The following is a 17,631-nucleotide window of genomic DNA, read 5'->3' as shown; positions in this document are numbered from 1 at the left end:
AGGCTAACGACATATCTGACGACCCGACCAGGCGAAGGATAACCGCTGGCGACCGCGCACGGGTCCAGTACTGGCAGAAGCGATCGTCAGAACCTGTCAGGGGCGGGCAGAATGCGAAAAGGAGCAGGGCCTGAGGCCAGAAGGCGGGTAGCAGTAGCAGTAGCAGTAGCAGTAGCAGTAGCAGTAGCAGTAGCAGTCAGTTTAACAGCCACCGCCGCCGGAAGAGCAACAGGGCGCTCGCCACCGCGATGCGCCCTGTCTGCGGTTACGCCGGGTTGCTGCCGCCGTCTTCACCGGCCAGCAGCTTATCCAGCCGATCGCCGCCCACGTGGCGGAAGTCCTGACCTTTAACGAAGTAGAAGATGATTTCACAGATATTCTGGCAGCGGTCACCGATACGTTCGATGGCACGGGCGCAGAACAGCGCGGTCAGCACGCTCGGGATAGTGCGCGGATCTTCCATCATATAGGTCATCAGCTGACGCACGATGCCCTCATACTCCTGGTCAACCTTCTTATCTTCGCGATAAATTTCAATCGCTTCGTTAATATCCATTCGCGCAAACGCGTCCAGCACGTCGTGCAGCATCTGCACGGTGTGGCGGCCCAGCGACTCCAGGCTGACCAGCAGCGGCTGCTGCTGCTGGGTGAACTTCTCCAGCGCGGTGCGGCAGATCTTCTCGGCCACGTCGCCGATGCGTTCCAGCTCGGAGATGGTTTTAATGATCGCCATCACCAGGCGCAGGTCGCTGGCGGTCGGCTGGCGCTTGGCGATGATGCGCACGCAGGCCTCGTCGATCGCCACTTCCATCATATTGACCTTGTGGTCACCTTCGATCACCTTGTTGGCCAGCTCGGTGTCCTGGTTGTGCATCGCGGTGATCGCGTCGGTCAGCTGCTGCTCCACCATGCCGCCCATGGTCATCACCTGGGTACGGATATGCTCCAGCTCGGCGTTGAACTGGCCGGAGATATGTTTGTTCAGATTTAAACTATCCATCGTAAACTCCAGACCTGTTTTAAACAGGCGTTAAAAATTCCGTCATTCCGGGCGCGGGCTGCCCGCCGCCGCAGAATGGCAAGGGTCATCACCTGTTTTCAGCCGTAGCGGCCGGTAATGTAATCTTCGGTCTGCTTCTGAGCGGGCTTGGTGAACAGCGTGTCGGTATCGCTGAACTCGATCAGCTCGCCAAGGTACATAAACGCGGTGTGATCCGAGCAGCGTGCCGCCTGCTGCATATTGTGCGTCACGATCACCACGGTGTAATCCTGTTTTAACTCGGTAATCAGCTCTTCGATGCGGCCGGTGGAGATCGGGTCCAGCGCCGAGCAGGGCTCGTCGAGCAGCAGCACTTCCGGGCGGATGGCGATGCCGCGGGCGATGCACAGACGCTGCTGCTGGCCGCCGGAGAGGCTGTAACCGCTCTGGTGCAGCTTGTCTTTGGTCTCGTTCCACAGCGCGGCTTTGGTCAGCGCCCACTGCACGCGCTCGTCCATATCGGCGCGGGAGAGCTTCTCAAACAGGCGCACGCCAAAGGCGATGTTGTCGTAAATCGACATCGGGAACGGCGTTGGCTTCTGGAACACCATGCCGACGCGGGCGCGCAGCAGGGCGATATCCTGGCTGTTGGTGAGGATGTTGTCACCGTCCAGCAGGATCTCACCTTCGGCGCGCTGCTCCGGGTAGAGCGAGAACATTTTGTTAAAGGTGCGCAGCAGGGTGGATTTGCCGCAGCCGGACGGGCCGATAAACGCCGTCACCTGATTTTTCGCGATATTCAGGTTAATGTTTTTCAGCGCGTGAAATTTTCCGTAGTAGAAGTTCAAATCACGAACCTGAATCATCTTAGCGGAAGTACTCATCTGTTTAGTCTCACTTGGCCCGCGCCGCCGGGGCAGCGCGGTGAAATTAATGTTTGCTCTTAGCGAAAATCACGCGAGCCAGAATATTCAGTAACAGTACGCACAGCGTGATAATCAGCACGCCCGCCCAGGCCAGGCTCTGCCATTCGGCAAACGGGCTCATAGCGAACTTAAAGATGGTCACCGGCAGGTTGGCCAGCGGCTGCATCATGTCGGTGCTCCAGAACTGGTTCGACAGCGACGTAAACAGCAGCGGCGCGGTCTCACCGGCGATACGGGCAATCGCCAGCAGCACTCCGGTCAGAATGCCGGAGATCGACGCCTTCAGCGTGATCGCCGAGATCATCTTCCACTTCGGCGTACCCAGCGCGTAAGCCGCTTCACGCAGGCTGTCCGGCACCAGCTTGAGCATATTCTCCGTGGTACGAATCACGATCGGGATCTGCAGCAGCGCCAGCGCCACCACCCCGGCCCAGCCGGAGAAGTGTTTCATCTGCGCCACCACGATGGTGTAGACAAACAGGCCGACCACTATCGATGGGGCTGACAGCAGGATATCGTTAATAAAGCGGATCACCTCGGCCAGCCAGCCTTTGCGGCCATACTCGGCCAGGTAGACGCCGGCCAGAATGCCCAGCGGCGTACCGAACACCGTCGACCAGAGGATCAGCAGGCCGCTGCCCGCGAGGGCGTTAGCCAGGCCACCGCCGGCGGTGTTCGGCGGCGGGGTGTTTTCGGTGAAAAGCGCCAGCGACATACCGTCGAAGCCACGGGTCACGGTGGCGAAGAGGATCCACACCAGCCAGAACAGGCCAAAAGCCATGGTGCCCAGCGACAGCGCCAGCGCGATGCGGTTCTTGGTGCGGCGCCATGCCTGCATTTTACGGCGTGAGGCTTCCAGTTCAGCGCGGGACTGCATTTCCATAGTGGTCATGAGCGCGCTCCTTCACTTTTCGCCAGACGGGAGATCATCAGCTTGGAACAGGCCAGCACGATAAAGGTGATCACGAACAGGATCAGCCCCAGCTCCATCAGCGCCGCGGTATGTACGCCGGATTCGGCTTCGGCAAACTCGTTGGCCAGCGCCGAGGTAATACTGTTACCCGGCATAAACAGCGAGGCGCTGTCCAGCTGGTAGGTGTTACCGATAATAAAGGTCACCGCCATGGTTTCCCCCAGCGCGCGGCCAAGGCCGAGCATAATGCCGCCGATCACGCCGTTTTTAGTAAACGGCAGCACCACCCGCCAGATCACCTCCCAGGTGGTGCAGCCGATGCCGTAGGCCGACTCTTTCATCATCACCGGGGTCTGTTCAAACACGTCACGCATTACCGAAGCGATATACGGAATGATCATGATCGCCAGGATAATCCCGGCCGCGAGGATACCGATACCGAACGCCGGGCCGGAGAACAGCGCGCCAACGATCGGGATATTGGCCATCACGTCACCCAGCGGCTGCTGGAAGTAAGTGGCAAACAGCGGGGCGAAGATAAACAGCCCCCACATGCCGTACACGATACTGGGGATCGCGGCCAGCAGTTCGATGGCAATGCCCAGCGGGCGGCGCAGCCAGTTCGGTGCCAGTTCGGTCAGGAACAGGGCAATACCGAAGCTGACCGGAACGGCGATCAGCAACGCGATAACGGAGGTAACGATGGTGCCGTAGATCGGCACCAGCGCACCAAACTGTTCGTTAGGGGCATCCCACTCTTTGGTCCACAGGAAGGAAAAACCAAATTTCTGGATGCTCGGCCATGAGGAGTAGATCAGCGAAACGATAATGCCGCCGAGCAGCAACAGCACAATCAGCGCAGCCAGTTTAACCAGCGCGCCGAAAATGATATCACCCTGCTTCCCCGGGGCTTTGAATGTCGGCTTGGTTGCAGCCATAGGATTCTCGACTTGTAGAGGATAGGGACGGCGTCAAAGCCGCCCGATGCGCGGGCCGGGCAGAGCCGGCCCCGCGACTGCTTAGTACAGCGCTTTACCAGAGCTGTCTTTCACATTGGTTTTCCAGGCGGCACGGATCTGGCTTACTACAGACTCCGGCAGGGACGCATAGTCCAGGCCAGCGGTGGTTTTGCCGCCGTTTTTATACGCCCAGTCAAAGAACTTCAGTACCGCAGCGCCTTTCTCAGCGTCAGCCTGCTCTTTGTGCAGCAGGATAAAGGTGGTGGAGGTGATTGGCCACGCGTTGTCGCCTTTCTGGAAGGTCAGGTCCTGGGCGAAAGATTTGCTCCAGTCTGCGCCCTTGGCGGCATCGCTGAAGCTCTTCTCGCCTGGCTCGATCGCTTTACCGTCGGCATCCACCAGTTTGGTGTAAGCCAGGCTGTTCTGCTTGGCGTAAGCATATTCTACGTAGCCGATTGAGCCCGGCAGACGCTGAACAAACGCGGCCACGCCGTCGTTGCCTTTACCGCCCAGGCCGGTCGGCCAGTTTACGGTGCTGCCTTTACCGACTTTGCTGCTCCAGTCGCTGTTGACTTTAGACAGGTAGCTGGTGAAGACGAACGAGGTGCCGGAGCCGTCAGCGCGGCGCACCACGTTGATGTTGGAATCCGGCAGTTTCACGCCCGGGTTCAGTTTGGTAATCGCCGGGTCGTTCCACTTGGTGATGGTACCCAGATAGATATCGCCAACGGTTTTACCGTCGAGGATCAGCTGGCCGGACTTGATACCAGGAATATTAACTGCCAGTACCACGCCGCCAATAACCGTCGGAAACTGGAACAGGCCGTTCTTTTCCAGGTCTTCATCTTTCATTGGCGCATCAGAGGCACCGAAATCAACGGTTTTAGCAATAATCTGCTTCACGCCGCCGGAAGAACCGATGCCCTGATAGTTAACCTGGCTGCCCGTCGCGGTGTTGTACTCAGCGGCCCATTTGTTGTAAACCGGCGCCGGGAAGGTGCCGCCTGCGCCGGTCAGGTTGGTGGCTGCCACGGCAGAGAAGGCGCTCACAGAAAGGGTGACTGCGACGAATTGAGCCAGAGTTTTGTGCATCAGTGTCATGTTCCCTCCAGGGGATAAAAAGGTCAGGCTGTGTGGCCGTTTGTCTGATTAATGATTGCTGCTGGAGGCAAAATAGGACAGTTTGGTGACAGTAAAATGTACGTTATATGACACTTTTGTGACTGCGGTCGTGAATCGTGACGTGATGAATTATTCGACTGACCGTTCAGTGAAACGGCGGTCGCGTTGCTTCCGCTCTGCTGCCAGCGTCGGGGGAAAGCCTGAGCAGCAGAGCGGGGGTTAGGGGATTATTGTGCCACTTCCAGCGTGAACTGCTGCTGTTGCTGCGGCGCATCGCTCAGCATTCGCCCGCTGAGGGAAACCCGGTTGCTGCTGTCCACCTGCAGATAGTAGTGGGTCAGGGTGCTTATCCGCATATCGCTGAGGGAAACGACATCACCCAACTCAAGGCAGCCCCGGTGTGTTTTATCCACCGCCGACAGATAAAGATCGTAGGAAGCAGACTTCGAATCTAAGTAGTAAACCCCGTTCGGACGCCACATCTCCCAGAAATTATTGCTGCCGGCCGATTTTATCTTGAGGTAGGTACCCGGGTTAGGCAGCAGACAGGAAGAGGGCCACAGCTCCTTACCGGTATCGATCCATTCATAAAGGCTGAACCGGTGCGCCTGCGATTTATCCGCCGTCAGCGTCAGATACTCGCCGCTGCTGCCGGCGATATAGCGGCCATCCAGCTGCGATTTCAGCACCACATTTTGATAACGCGCACTGTCTTTGGCCTTAAACGCCGGAACCGCTTCTGCACCGGGGGTATATGCCACTACCGGATAATGGTCTGAATACTCGGCAAAATTGGCCGCACTGTAGTGAAAGAAGTCCGGCGCTGACGAGGGTTGTAAGGCCCGTAAGGTGATGCCGGCATCCACGTTATCCTTAAACGACAGAACATAGTCGAGATACTCCCCTTTACTGCCCGGCCAGCTCCAGCCGGTCAGCTTATTGGTCTGCGGGTCCCAGGTGCTGTCTGCCCCCTCATAACGCGGCTCCACCACGTGCAGATGCTGCAACATCTGCCGGTATTCATCACTCCCCTTATTGACGTTAAGATCGCCGGCGATAAACACCCGTTCGTCAGCCGGAATGTGTTTCTCCAGCACCCAGTTACGGATCTCTTCAAACTGTGCGATACGGTACCAGGCATCGCTGCCCTGACTGCACAGGCTGTCCACCGCCTGAGTATGGGTGCCAAAAACGTGAATAATTTCGCCGCTGCCGTTCAGCGCGATTCTGGCATACACGGCCCCCTTGGCCGCCACCGCGTCAAAACCACAGCCTTTATTATGAAAAATCATCTGTTCACGCTGCAGAATTTTATGGCGGCTGACAATTGCCACGCCACCGTTTTCAAGCTGCAGCGGGCTCCAGTTATTCTTTTTCGCATTCCAGCACTGATTATCGTTGCACTCTTTCTCGACCGGGGTGAAAGCCCGGCTCAGCACCGGGGTTTGCCAACGGTATCCCTGCTGAGAAAGACCATCCAGCAGGCGGTTGGTATCGTGCAGCGTGAACGCTTCATTAAGAACAATGACATCTGCATCGTTAAACAGCTTTCCCTTCAACATCAAATCAACGCGATCGCCCATCGTCAGCGGCCCGATGGTGGCCGGTGGCTGCGCCAGCAGGAAGGTATTGAAGGTCATAATTTTTACCGGCTCTGCCTGCACAAAAGAGGTAATACCCAGTAGCAGGCCGATTATCGTCCTGATTTTTAGCATGATTATTCCGTTCATCATTGAAAGATGCCCGATGATATCGGCTAAAAATGTGACTGCCAGAGATCAGATCTTAGTGAAATGATTTTAAGCAGAAATCCCTGTCATCCTTCCGGTCACGCCCTCACAACAGGCGCATTTCTGGCGATCGCCCTCTTTGCTACTGCCTTTACCACCCGCGAACGTTAACGCTGTCCGGGTTTAACTTTTCTGTCCCAACGCTTAAGAGGAATCGCGATGAACATTACTGCGGCTGTTGTTAATCAGACTAATGACCCTTACCAGCTGGAAACCTTAACGCTCACCCCACTGCAGGAAGATGAAGTGCGCGTCAGGGTGGTCGCCTCCGGCATCTGCCACTCCGATGAGGCGATGCGCGTCGGCGACGGGCCGCACCCGTTCCCGGCCGTGTTCGGCCATGAAGGTGCGGGTATCGTTGAGCAGGTGGGCAGCCGGGTGCGCGGCATTCAGCCCGGCGACCACGTGGTGATGTCGTATGCCTGGTGCGGCCACTGTGCTTACTGCCGCCACGGCCATCCGTCACACTGCGTGGACTTCCACAAAATGAACTCTGACGGCCTGCGCCATGACGGCAGCACGCTGTTTCAGCGGGAAGACGGGACGCCGGTGACCAGCTTCTTTTACCAGTCCTCCTTTGCCACTTACACCAACACCACCGCCAACAACCTGATCGTGGTGGATAAGGCGCTGGATCTGCGGCTGATGGCCCCGCTGGCCTGCGGACTGCTGACCGGCTCCGGCACGGTCTTTAACGCGCTGAAACCGGCACCGGGCAGCGCGATGGCGGTGTTTGGCACCGGCGCGGTGGGTATGGCGGCGATCATGGCGGCAAAAATCGCCGGCTGCGATCCGATTATCGCCGTCGATATTCATGACCAGCGCCTCTCGCTGGCGAAGGAGCTGGGGGCAACCCACACCATTAACAGCACGAAAGCGCAGGCGACGACAGCCATCCGCGAGCTGACCGGCGGCAAAGGGGTGGCGTATGCGCTGGATACCAGCGGCCTGACCAGCGTGATGCAAAGCGCGCTGGAGAGCGTGGCGATTGGCGGCACCTTTGCACCGCTGGCGGTGGCGCGCCCGGAGCTGGCCCTGAACCCGATGCGCGATCTGATCGCCGTCAGCCGCCATATTGCCGGGGTGCTGATGGGCGATGCGGTGCCGCAAAGCAGCATCCCACAGCTGATTCGCTGGTATCAGAACGGCCAGTTTCCCTTCGATAAGCTGGTAAAATTCTACGATTTTGCCGATATCAACCAGGCGCAGGCAGACTCGGCCAGCGGCCTGGCGATCAAACCGGTGCTGATTATCGATCGCAGCTATGCGCCTGCGCAGGCCGCCGGTTGAGGGCGAAACGCCACCGTTTCAAAGGCAGGCCACCGTGCCCGGGGCCTGTCTGAGGCCTGTCTGGCAGGATAACGGACTGCGCGGCGCCGGTACTGCAATATTGAAGATCCGTCATCGCGCAACCCTGCCGATCGGCATACGCGTTAGGTGGCCGCATACAGCCGCTGCGCTTTACGCGGCCGCGCCGCCCACAACGAGGCCGCGACGATCATTCCGCCGCCCACCCAGGCGCTGGTGCTGAGCTGTTCCTGCAGCCAGACGGTGGCAAACAGCGCGCCAAACAGCGGCTCTGACCCCATCAGCAGCGCGGCGCGGGTCGGTGTGGTGCGCTTCAGGGCGTAGTTCTGCGCGAAGAAGGCGAACAGCGTGCACAGCCCCACCAGCCACAGCGTCGCCAGCCAGAACGCCGGGCTGACCGGCAGCGGCGGGATGCCTTTTGCCGTCACCAGCAGCAGCAACAGGGCGCCGCTGGCGACGACACCGGTTTGCACACAGGTCAGCGCCAGCGCCGGGATTTCGCGATGCCGCGTCAGCTTTTTGGTCAGGCAGACCATCAGCGCGCGCAGCAGTGCCGCCGCCAGCATCAGCCCGTCCCCCGCGTTCAGGGTCAGCGGGCTGGCCCCGGTCAGCAGCAGCGCGCCGCACAGCGACAGCAGCGCCGCCAGCAGAATGTCGTTTTCAGGTCGCTGGCGCAGCAGCAGCCACTCCACCAGCGGCGTCAGCACCACGCACAGGCCGATCAGAAACGCGGCGTTGCTGGCGCTGGTGTGGGCGATGCCGTAAGTCTCGCAGAGGAAAATCGCTAACAGCACGCCGCCCAGGACCAGCCCCGGGCCTGCCGCCTGTCGCCAGTGGCGGCGCAGCGTCGGCAGCAGAACAGCGAAGGTCAGCCCGAAGCGAATAAACAGAAAGCCCGCTACCGGGTAAAACCACAGCGCCTGCTTCGCCACGCCGTAGCTGCTGCCCCAGACCATCGCCACCGCCAGTAACATCCACTCCGCACCGCCCGTGCGGTACCGCTGCTGTTGTTCCACCGTTTTCCCGCCCTCTGTACATTTACCTGCGCCAAGTATGCTATTTTTCCTCAGGCGGAATAATCCGTGCCGGCAAACAAGACTTTTGCGCTATGCGAACAAATCAGCTGATGGGCCTGCTGCCGTATATGGCGGTGTTTGTAAAAGTGGTGGAGCTGGGCAGCTTCTCGGCGGCGGCTGAGCAGCTGGGCAGCAGCGCCTCGTCGGTCAGCCGTCAGATCGCCAGCCTGGAAGCGGCGCTGGGCGTGCGCCTGCTGGAGAGAACCACCCGCCGGCTGCGCTTAACCGAGGCGGGCAGCGCTGCCTGGACGCGCTGTGACGAGATGCTGCGCTCGGCCCGCTCGGTGGTGACGCTATCCGAACAGGCTGGCGACACGCCGCAGGGCTGCGTGCGGCTCAGCGTGCCGCGCGCTATCGGCAACCAGCTGATCGCACCAGCGGTGCCGGAATTTTTGCGACGCTTCCCCCAGGTCGATCTGCAGTTAATGATGACCGATCGGCCACTGGACCTGATCGCCGGTGAAATTGACCTGGCGATCCGGATCACGGACCAGCCGCCGCCCGGGCTGGCCGGTCGCCCGCTCAGGCACATCAGCCACGTGCTCTGTGCCAGCCCGGGCTACCTGCGCCAGCGCGGTACGCCGCAGCATCCGCGCGATCTGCCGCAGCACGACTGCATCTGGCTGGCGGAACGGCCCGGCGATAACAGCTGGCGGCTGCGCCACGGCGAGACGCAGGAAGAGCAGGCCGTGACCGTGCGCGGCCGCTACGCCACCAACCACAGCCGCGCGCGGCTGGAGGGCGTCATCGCCGGGCTGGGCATCGGCTGTATTCAGCGCTTTACCGCCGCACAGGCGCTGGCGGAGGGACAGGTGGTGGCGGTGCTGCCGGAATGGGAATATATGACCTCGTATTACGGCACCGCCTGGCTGCTGTGGCAGCCTAACCGCTTTCTGCCGCCCAAATGCCGGGCGCTGATCGACTTTCTGCTGGAGAAGCTGGCCGATGCGCCGCAGCAGGATTAGCGCCAGCCGGTCAGCCGGTCAGCCGGTCAGTCGGTCAGTCGGTCAGTCGGTCAGTCGGTCAGTCGGTCAGTCGGTCAGTCGGTCAGTCGGTCAGTCGGTCAGTCGGTCAGTCGGTCAGTCGGTCAGTCGGTCAGCCACAGGTTAATTTATCTCAGCGCTGACGCCACCTTCTGTCACCCACGCACGCAGAAAATCGATAAAGGCTCTGACCCGTGCCGGCAGATGGCGGCTGTCCGGCCACAGGGCGTAAACGCCCTGTTCGGGGAACCGGTACTGCGGCAGCAGCCGCTGCAGGCGACCTTCCACCAGCGGCTGTCTCACCAGCCACTCGGGCAGCAGCGCCACGCCGCAGCCGGCGGCGGCAAACGCCAGCAGCGCCGAGGCGCTGTCGCTGGAGAAACGGGCCGGCCCGCTAATCTCCATCTCTACTGCTCCCTCCGGCCCGGTAAGCGACCAGCGCCTCGGTGACGCCAGCCGCTGGTGGAGTATCCAGTCGGCTTCAGCCAGCCCGGCAAGGGTGGTAACCGGGTGAGCCGCCAGCCAGCCAGGTGAAGCAACCGGCAGGATGGTGAACCGTTCAATGGCGGCAGCCCGGTAGCTGGAGTCGGCGAGTTTACCGAGCCTGATCGCCACGTCGAAGCGTTCAGAGATCAGGTCGGCGTGAGCCGACGAAGAGACGTGGCGAACCTGCAGCTGCGGATGCTGCTGCGCGAAGGCGGCCAGCGCCGGGATCACCTTACGCGCACCGTATTCTGCGGTGCTGGTGACCGTCAGCTCACCGCTCAGGCTGAGGTGGTTTTGCCGCACCTCCTGCTCCAGCGCATCGCTCTCGGCCAGCAGGCGCAACGCGCGGGTATAAAACGCTTCACCACTCTGCGTCAGCGCCAGCCGGCGGGTGGTACGCAGCAGCAGCGCCACCCCCAGATCCGCCTCCAGACGACCAATATTGAAGCTGATAGCCGCTTTTGTCTGCCGCAGCGTGGCAGCGGCGGCCGTAAAGCTGCCCGCCTCGACCACGGCAACAAACATCGCCACTCTTTGCAAATTCAGCACCGTCAGGCTCCATATTGTCAAAATCGCTTTGACAGTTTATCAGCCGTAACGCGGTTTTTCCCGCCGGACTTCGCGCCTATAGTGAGCCCTTTTTCGCAGGCAGGTGATCACCGTGCAGTATCGCAGCAAAGTGGCAGGGGTATTTCTGGCGGGGTTTTTCCTCGATCTGGTCAATATGTTTATCGCCGGAGTGGCCTATCCGGCTATCGGCCAGGCGCTGCAGGCCCCGGTGTCCGGGCTGGCGTGGGTCAGCAACGGCTATATCTGCGGCCTGACGCTGGCGATCCCGCTCAGCGCCTGGCTGACGCAGCGCTTCGGCGCACGCCGCGTCTTTGTGCTGTCGCTGCTGCTGTTTATGGCCGCTACGCTGGCAAGCGGCTGCGCAGGAACGCTGGGTGAACTGGTGGCCTGGCGTATTCTGCAGGGGGCCGGCGGTGGGCTGCTGATCCCGGTCGGTCAGGCGCTTACCTGGCAGCTTTACCCGCCGCACCAGCGCGCCAGGCTCGCCTCAGTGGTGATGCTGGTGGCGCTGCTGGCTCCGGCGCTCTCGCCGACGCTGGGCGGGCTGCTGGTGCAGGCGCTGAACTGGCGCTGGGTGTTTTTTGCCAGCCTGCCGCTGGCCGCAGTAACGCTGCTGCTGGCGCTGTGCTGGCTGCGGCAGGAGCCGCCTGCCCCTGAACACGCGCCGCTCGACCTGCCCGGCCTGCTGGGCGGCTGCAGCGGTCTGTTGCTGGTGCTGCTGGCGATGACCCGTCTTAGCGAAGCGGACGGTGCAGGTGGGGGACTGGCGCTGCTGCTGGCCGGGCTGGGGCTGCTGGCGGGGTTTGTCCGTCGCTGCCGCCGTCACCCTACGCCGCTGTTCAGCGTGGCGCTGCTGTCAGAGCCGCTGCTGCGCTTTTCGATGGGCGTTTATCAGTGCGTTCCGGGGCTGTTTATGGGCGTCAGCCTGCTGGCGATGCTGTGGCTGCAGACGGTGGTGGGTCTCTCAGCCGCGCAGTGCGGGATGCTGATGATCCCCTGGTCGCTGGCATCCGGGCTGGCGATCGCCACCACCGGCAGAACGTTCAACCGGCTTGGCCCGCGCCCGCCGATCGTCGCCGGCTGCCTGCTGCAGGCCGCAGGCATCGTGCTGCTGGCACAGGTGACGGCGGCCCATCCGTTCCCGCAGCTGATTGCTGCCTTTACGCTGATGGGGCTGGGCGGCAGCCTGTGCAGCAGCACTGCGCAGAGCAGCGCCTTTCTGCAGATCCCCGCCGCTGAGCTGCCACAGGCCAGCGCGCTGTGGAATATCAACCGCCAGCTGAGCTTCTGTTTCGGCGTGGCGTTGCTCAGCCTGCTGCAGAATCTGCTGATCGGGCATCTTGCCGCAAGACCCGCCTGGGCCTTTACCTTCTATACTGCGGCGGCGGGCAGCCTGATCCCGGCGCTGCTCAGCGGTCGTATCAACAACCGCGCGGTTAAACAGCAATTATTAAACGAGGAGAACGCATGATGAATCGCTATATCAGGGAAGTGGTCGATGCTCACGTTGCCATTGAGAGCTGGCTGGGAAAAGGCGAGGGCGAACTGGCGGCGCTGCTGTGCCGTTTTCACCGGGACTTTTCGATGGTGACGCCGGGCGGCGCTAAGATTGATTACGCCGCGCTGAGCACGCTGTTCAGAACGCAGCGTGACGGCCGGCCGGGGCTGGTGATTGAGACAGACGAGTGCCTGGTGCTGCAGGAGGGGCCAGACGGGGCCACCGTGCTGTATCGCGAGCGGCAGACGTTGCCGGAACAGGGCAGCAGCCTGCGCTGGTCAACGGCGGTGTTCAGCCTGGAGAACGGTAAGCCGCTCTGGCGGCATCTGCACGAAACCGCGATCCCCTGAAGTCACCCGTGGCAGGCCTGAGGGCCCCATGCCCTCAGGCACTGAATGGCTGGTGCAATCCCCCGATGCGCTGGACGGCCGCTCTGGCGGGTTCACTCCTCTGATGTACCGTACGCCCGGGCTTACGGGCGCAGTCTACGGATGCACAGAACGGCTGCCCTGCCGGTTCCATCGAAGCCGCCCGCCGCCGCTAAAGGTTACGGTTGCGGGTACCACCAGGCCGCGTTGCATCCTGCCCCCGCCGCTTCTATGCTTGATCTACGCACGTTTTCCGCCCGCCAGCGGGCCTCTCTGGATGCAGTACTCACCCTGAGCACGGATACCGATGAAAACCTGTTTTATTATCCGGCATTCCGGTCAGCAGGCGCGGCTGGATTTACTGTTACCGCTGTTTGCGCGCTATCCGCAGGTTGACGTTTATATTTTCGAAGAGAAATTCAGCCAGCCTGACGTCACTGAAAACCTTATCAACGGCAATCACTACGCGCTTTCCCGCCGCTGGCTGGATGACAACAACCTGCGCTGGCTCAGCAACGCCGGCTGGCTGTGTGGTGACTATATTTTCTACGCCGCACGCGATTATCTGCCCGGCTACGACCGCTACTGGCTGCTGGACGACGACGTCTTTTTCCACTGCGATATCGTACAGTTTATGGCGGATTCTGCCGCGCTGAGCGAAGATTGCCTGGCGTTTGGTTTCGGCAGAAAGAAGCCCTCCTGGATGTGGCACCGCACGCTGTCAGCAGAGTACGGAGACGCCATCTGGGGTATGTACTACAGCCTGATACGTCTCTCTGCTGCCGCTATCGACTTCCTGAAACCGCAGCGCAGCGCCCGCAACACCACGGCAGATGCCGCTTATCCTAACGATGAGGCCTTTACCGGCACGCTGCTGCTGAACAACGGTTTTAGCGGTGCCTGTCTGCAGCGCAAACTTCCCGACTATTTTTCGCCCTTTTTCAGCATGTCGCGGCCGATTTTTATCGCGGAGACCGCCATGCCGCACACCACAGGTAAAGTGCTGCATCCGGTCTGTAACGAAGAGCGCGCCTGGCAGCGCATCAAAAAACGCATGGAGAGTGGCGACGTCGACTCGCTGCTGGAGCGCCTCTACACCTGCCAGCACCATTTCGACAGTGATACGGTCAACCGGCTGTTCCGTACTGACGTGGCGGCGCTGCTGGATACGCAACTCGGCAGCGAACGTGAGGACCTCGACCGGCTGGCCGAAAAGCTGCGTACCCTGTCGTTCAGCGGCCTGCAGCGGCTGTGGTTTTATCGCAGCTATATTCTGGTGATGGAGTTCGCCACCGCAGGCCTGCGCTTTGCCATTGATATTCACGCCGGCGGTGATATCTGGCTGGTGCCGCGCGATCGCCACAGCGGGCAGTTCTTCGCCGGCAACCGCCTGGGCCACGCGGGTAAATACCCGCTCGCCGATCGCCGGCGGATCACGCAGGCCACGTTGCCGCAGGAGGACATCGCCACGGGCAGCACGCAGGTCACTTTGCCGCAGCACGGCATCACCACCGGCAGCACGCAGGTCTTTTTGCCGCAGGACGGCATCACTACCGGCAGCGCACAGGCCGCTTTACCGCAGGACGGCATCGCCATCGGCAGCACACAGGTCGCTTTACCACAGGACGACTTCGCCAGCAGCACGCTGTCCGACGTGGTGCAAACGGTGGTCGGCATCGTTTTTCAGGAAATAACCCGGCTTAGCGCGCGCCAGCAGCAGAGCGTGCTGTAACCCATAAGGGGAGTCCTATGGCCAGATTACGCATCGCCACCTTTATCCTTTTATCCGTCGCCAGCGGCGCCCACGCGCGGGAAATCCTGAAAACCGAGCGCTGTCTGAGCGGGTCAGTGATCCAGGATCGGCTGCTGGAAAAAGAGTACGTGGCGGGTGATTTTCACCTGTTCTACAGCCTGCAGGGTAACGATCGCCTGCGCCATACCGGGGACAGCAACGGCAACGGCACCCCGGACAGCATTGAGAATATGGCGATACAGCTGCAGGCGGCGCAGCGCTTCTACTCCGGCGCGCTGGGGCTGCGCTCGCCGCTGCGGCAGAAGGTGTTCGCGAATGCCGGGCAGATCAATATCTACGTGCTGCGCAAGGATCGCGGCAAGGGCGCGGCTTTTGATAAGGTGTCGCGGGAGAGGATGGCTGACGGCACCACTCTGCCGTGCGCCCTTAAGCTGATCGTCGATACCTCGGTCAACCCGCTGCGCAACGTCACCCCGGCCCACGAGCTGTTCCACCTCTACCAGTACGGTTACGGCGTATTCAAGCAGCGCTGGTATCTGGAAGGGATGGCCCGCTGGCTGGAGATGCCGTACAGGGACAGCAGCAAAGGGATGGCCGCAGTCGCACCCTCGCTGAACTGCCCAGACTACGCTAACGCCAGCTATGACGCGGCGATTTTCTGGCATCGCTACGCGCAGCGCTACTTTGCCCCGGTAGATGTCCCGGCCGGGCTGCGGCAGCTGACCTATACCGACGGCAGCCCGGTGTTTAAACAGTCGGCGCTGCCCGGCGGTGCGATGCTTGTGCCGTTCTTCGACAGCCTGTTCCGCGCCAGCCAGCAGATTTCGCAGCAGCAGCAGGTGGCCAACACGCAGTGGACGGAGAAGATGCAGCGCTCCCCGCAGTTCAGCCAGGATATCTGTGATGTGCTCTCTGCCATTACCCCACAACGCGGCGCAGCGGCGCGCTGATTTGCGGGCATAAAAAATCCGGCCTGACGAGCGGGCCGGATTTTATCAGCGTCAACCGATAAGGGTGCGGATTACTCCACGGTCACCGATTTCGCCAGGTTACGCGGCTGATCGACGTCGGTGCCTTTGATCAGCGCCACGTGGTAGGAGAGCAGCTGCAGCGGCACGGTGTAGAAGATCGGTGCAATCACCTCTTCGACGTGCGGCAGCGGGATAATGCGCATGCCTTCACTGTTGGCAAAGCCGGCGTCCACGTCGGCAAACACGTACAGCAGGCCGCCGCGCGCGCGCACCTCTTCGATGTTCGACTTCAGCTTCTCCAGCAGTTCGTTGTTCGGTGCCACCACAATCACCGGCATATCGGCATCGATCAGCGCCAGCGGGCCGTGCTTCAGCTCGCCCGCCGCGTAGGCTTCCGCGTGAATGTAGGAGATCTCTTTCAGCTTCAGCGCCCCTTCCATGGCGATCGGGTACTGATCGCCGCGGCCGAGGAACAGCGCGTGATGCTTGTCGGAGAAGTCTTCCGCCAGCGAGGCGATCAGCTCGTCCTGCGACAGCATCTGCTCAATGCGGCTCGGCAGCGCCTGCAGACCGTGCACAATATCGTGCTCAACCTGCGGGTCCATCCCTTTCAGGCGGCCGACCTTCGCCACCAGCATCAGCAGCACGGTGAGCTGGGTGGTGAACGCCTTGGTGGAGGCCACGCCGATTTCGGTGCCGGCTTTGGTCATCAGCGCCAGGTCTGACTCGCGCACCAGCGACGAGCCGGCCACGTTACAGACAGCCAGCGAGCCGAGGTAGCCCAGCTCTTTTGACAGGCGCAGCGCCGCCAGCGTGTCGGCGGTTTCGCCGGACTGCGACAGGGTGATCAGCAGGCTGTTCTTACGCACCGCCGACTTGCGGTAGCGGAACTCGGACGCGATCTCCACGTCACAGGGCACGCCCGCCAGCGATTCGAACCAGTAGCGCGAAACCATACCGGAGTTGTAGGAGGTGCCGCAGGCGACGATCTGGATATGCTCGACCTGCGCCAGCAGGGCTTCCGCCTGCGGTCCCAGCTCGGAGAGATCGACTTCGCCGTGGCTGAAACGCCCGCTGAGGGTGTTTTTAATCGCTACCGGCTGTTCGTAGATCTCTTTCTGCATGTAGTGACGGTATTCGCCCTTGTCACCGGCGTCGTAGGTAGCGTGGGATTCAATCTCCGCGCGCTTCACCGCGTTGCCGTGACGATCGACCACCTTCACCTCGCGGCGGGTAATTTCCGCCACGTCACCCTCTTCAAGGTAGATAAAGCGGCGGGTCACCGGCAGCAGCGCCAGCTGGTCAGAGGCGATAAAGTTCTCGCCGACGCCGCGGCCGATCACCAGCGGGCTGCCGGAACGGGCGGCCACCAGCGTTGACGGGTCGCGGCTGTCCATGATCACCATGCCGTAGGCACCGCGCAGCTGTGGGATCACCCGCAGCACGATCTCATGCAGCGTGCCGCCCTGCTGCTGCTCCCAGTGCACCAGGTGCGCCACCACTTCGGTGTCGGTCTCCGAGGCAAAACGGTAACCGCGGGCGATCAGCTGCTCGCGCAGCGGCTCGTGGTTCTCAATAATGCCGTTGTGCACCACGTAGATGTGATCTGAGATATGCGGGTGGGCATTCGCTTCCGACGGCTCGCCGTGGGTAGCCCAGCGCGTGTGCGCAATCCCGGTTCCGCCGTGCAGCGGAGTCTGTTCCGCCGCCCCGGCCAGCTCCTGTACTTTACCCAGACGACGCAGGCGCGTGGCCTGGCCTTCGGCATTCACCACCACCAGACCGGCGGAGTCATAGCCGCGGTATTCCAGACGACGCAGCCCTTCAAGCAGGATTTCAGCAATATCACGCTGCGCTACAGCACCAACAATTCCACACATAAGTTATTTTCCTGACTAAGCGGCGTTTCAGCGCCGCTCGCGTTGTCTT

At 61.2% G+C, this 17,631-nt stretch carries 15 protein-coding genes; 6 read left to right on the top strand and 9 right to left on the bottom strand.

Annotated elements, in window-relative coordinates; all coding sequences use genetic code 11:
• Positions 1-265: 265 nt before the first annotated feature.
• The 6 genes from phoU to GKQ23_RS23630 form a co-directional block, all read right to left on the bottom strand.
• The gene (gene phoU / locus GKQ23_RS23655; protein ID WP_056241067.1) at positions 266-1,000 is read right to left on the bottom strand and encodes a phosphate signaling complex protein PhoU; all 735 of its coding nucleotides are present in this window, start codon (positions 998-1,000) and stop codon (positions 266-268) included.
• A 98-nt stretch (positions 1,001-1,098) separates the two neighbouring features.
• A complete protein-coding gene (gene pstB / locus GKQ23_RS23650; RefSeq protein ID WP_056241071.1) occupies positions 1,099-1,863 on the bottom strand; it encodes a phosphate ABC transporter ATP-binding protein PstB in 765 nt (254 codons plus the stop codon).
• Positions 1,864-1,909: 46 nt separating this feature from the next.
• Positions 1,910-2,797 (bottom strand): phosphate ABC transporter permease PstA, encoded by an 888-nt coding sequence (gene pstA / locus GKQ23_RS23645; protein WP_212409561.1) that lies wholly within the window; start codon positions 2,795-2,797, stop codon positions 1,910-1,912.
• The gene (gene pstC, locus GKQ23_RS23640; protein ID WP_212409560.1) at positions 2,794-3,756 is read right to left on the bottom strand and encodes a phosphate ABC transporter permease PstC; all 963 of its coding nucleotides are present in this window, start codon (positions 3,754-3,756) and stop codon (positions 2,794-2,796) included. Before pstC ends, pstA begins: the two co-directional genes overlap by 4 nt.
• 81 nt (positions 3,757-3,837) lie before the next feature.
• Positions 3,838-4,878: a phosphate ABC transporter substrate-binding protein PstS gene (pstS, locus tag GKQ23_RS23635; RefSeq protein ID WP_212409559.1), complete on the bottom strand. Its 1,041-nt coding sequence runs from the start codon at positions 4,876-4,878 to the stop codon at positions 3,838-3,840.
• 248 nt (positions 4,879-5,126) lie between these two features.
• Complete coding sequence (locus GKQ23_RS23630) at positions 5,127-6,614, bottom strand: sphingomyelin phosphodiesterase (RefSeq protein WP_212409558.1); 1,488 nt, start codon at positions 6,612-6,614, stop codon at positions 5,127-5,129.
• Positions 6,615-6,848: 234 nt separating this feature from the next.
• On the opposite strand from GKQ23_RS23630, the gene GKQ23_RS23625 reads away from it, so the two are divergent.
• Entirely contained in the window at positions 6,849-7,979 is a 1,131-nt protein-coding gene (locus GKQ23_RS23625) for an NAD(P)-dependent alcohol dehydrogenase (RefSeq protein ID WP_056241082.1), read from the top strand.
• Positions 7,980-8,122: 143 nt separating this feature from the next.
• On the opposite strand, the gene GKQ23_RS23620 is transcribed toward GKQ23_RS23625, so the two are convergent.
• Entirely contained in the window at positions 8,123-9,013 is an 891-nt protein-coding gene (locus GKQ23_RS23620) for a DMT family transporter (protein ID WP_199177627.1), read from the bottom strand.
• A gap of 92 nt (positions 9,014-9,105) precedes the next feature.
• Between GKQ23_RS23620 and GKQ23_RS23615 the strand changes: the two genes are divergently transcribed.
• Positions 9,106-10,038, top strand: coding sequence for a LysR family transcriptional regulator (locus GKQ23_RS23615; RefSeq protein WP_212409557.1), 933 nt, complete (start codon positions 9,106-9,108; stop codon positions 10,036-10,038).
• A gap of 141 nt (positions 10,039-10,179) precedes the next feature.
• Here the strand turns inward: GKQ23_RS23615 and GKQ23_RS23610 are convergent, their stop codons facing one another.
• Positions 10,180-11,091 carry a LysR family transcriptional regulator gene (locus tag GKQ23_RS23610; protein ID WP_212409556.1) on the bottom strand — a complete coding sequence of 304 codons (912 nt, stop codon included), beginning with the start codon at positions 11,089-11,091 and terminating at the stop codon, positions 10,180-10,182.
• A 112-nt stretch (positions 11,092-11,203) separates the two neighbouring features.
• Between GKQ23_RS23610 and GKQ23_RS23605 the strand changes: the two genes are divergently transcribed.
• From GKQ23_RS23605 to GKQ23_RS23590, 4 genes are all read left to right on the top strand, one after another.
• Entirely contained in the window at positions 11,204-12,583 is a 1,380-nt protein-coding gene (locus tag GKQ23_RS23605; RefSeq protein ID WP_212409555.1) for an MFS transporter, read from the top strand.
• Positions 12,583-12,960 (top strand): DUF4440 domain-containing protein, encoded by a 378-nt coding sequence (locus GKQ23_RS23600; RefSeq protein WP_212411968.1) that lies wholly within the window; start codon positions 12,583-12,585, stop codon positions 12,958-12,960. Before GKQ23_RS23605 ends, GKQ23_RS23600 begins: the two co-directional genes overlap by 1 nt.
• Positions 12,961-13,285: 325 nt before the next feature.
• Positions 13,286-14,710, top strand: a complete 1,425-nt coding sequence (locus GKQ23_RS23595) for a hypothetical protein (RefSeq protein ID WP_212409554.1) — start codon at positions 13,286-13,288, stop codon at positions 14,708-14,710.
• Positions 14,711-14,727: 17 nt separating this feature from the next.
• On the top strand, positions 14,728-15,681 hold the full coding sequence (locus tag GKQ23_RS23590; protein WP_212409553.1) for a peptidase: 954 nt from the start codon (positions 14,728-14,730) through the stop codon (positions 15,679-15,681).
• Between the two features lie 71 nt (positions 15,682-15,752).
• Here GKQ23_RS23590 and glmS read toward each other — a convergent pair whose 3' ends face one another.
• On the bottom strand, positions 15,753-17,582 hold the full coding sequence (gene glmS / locus GKQ23_RS23585) for a glutamine--fructose-6-phosphate transaminase (isomerizing) (RefSeq protein WP_056241094.1): 1,830 nt from the start codon (positions 17,580-17,582) through the stop codon (positions 15,753-15,755).
• Between the last annotated feature and the right edge of the window lie 49 nt (positions 17,583-17,631).

The organism is Erwinia sp. E602 (assembly GCF_018141005.1).
Taxonomy (GTDB): Bacteria; Pseudomonadota; Gammaproteobacteria; order Enterobacterales; family Enterobacteriaceae; genus Erwinia.
This window is presented reverse-complemented; position numbering and strand designations above follow the sequence as displayed.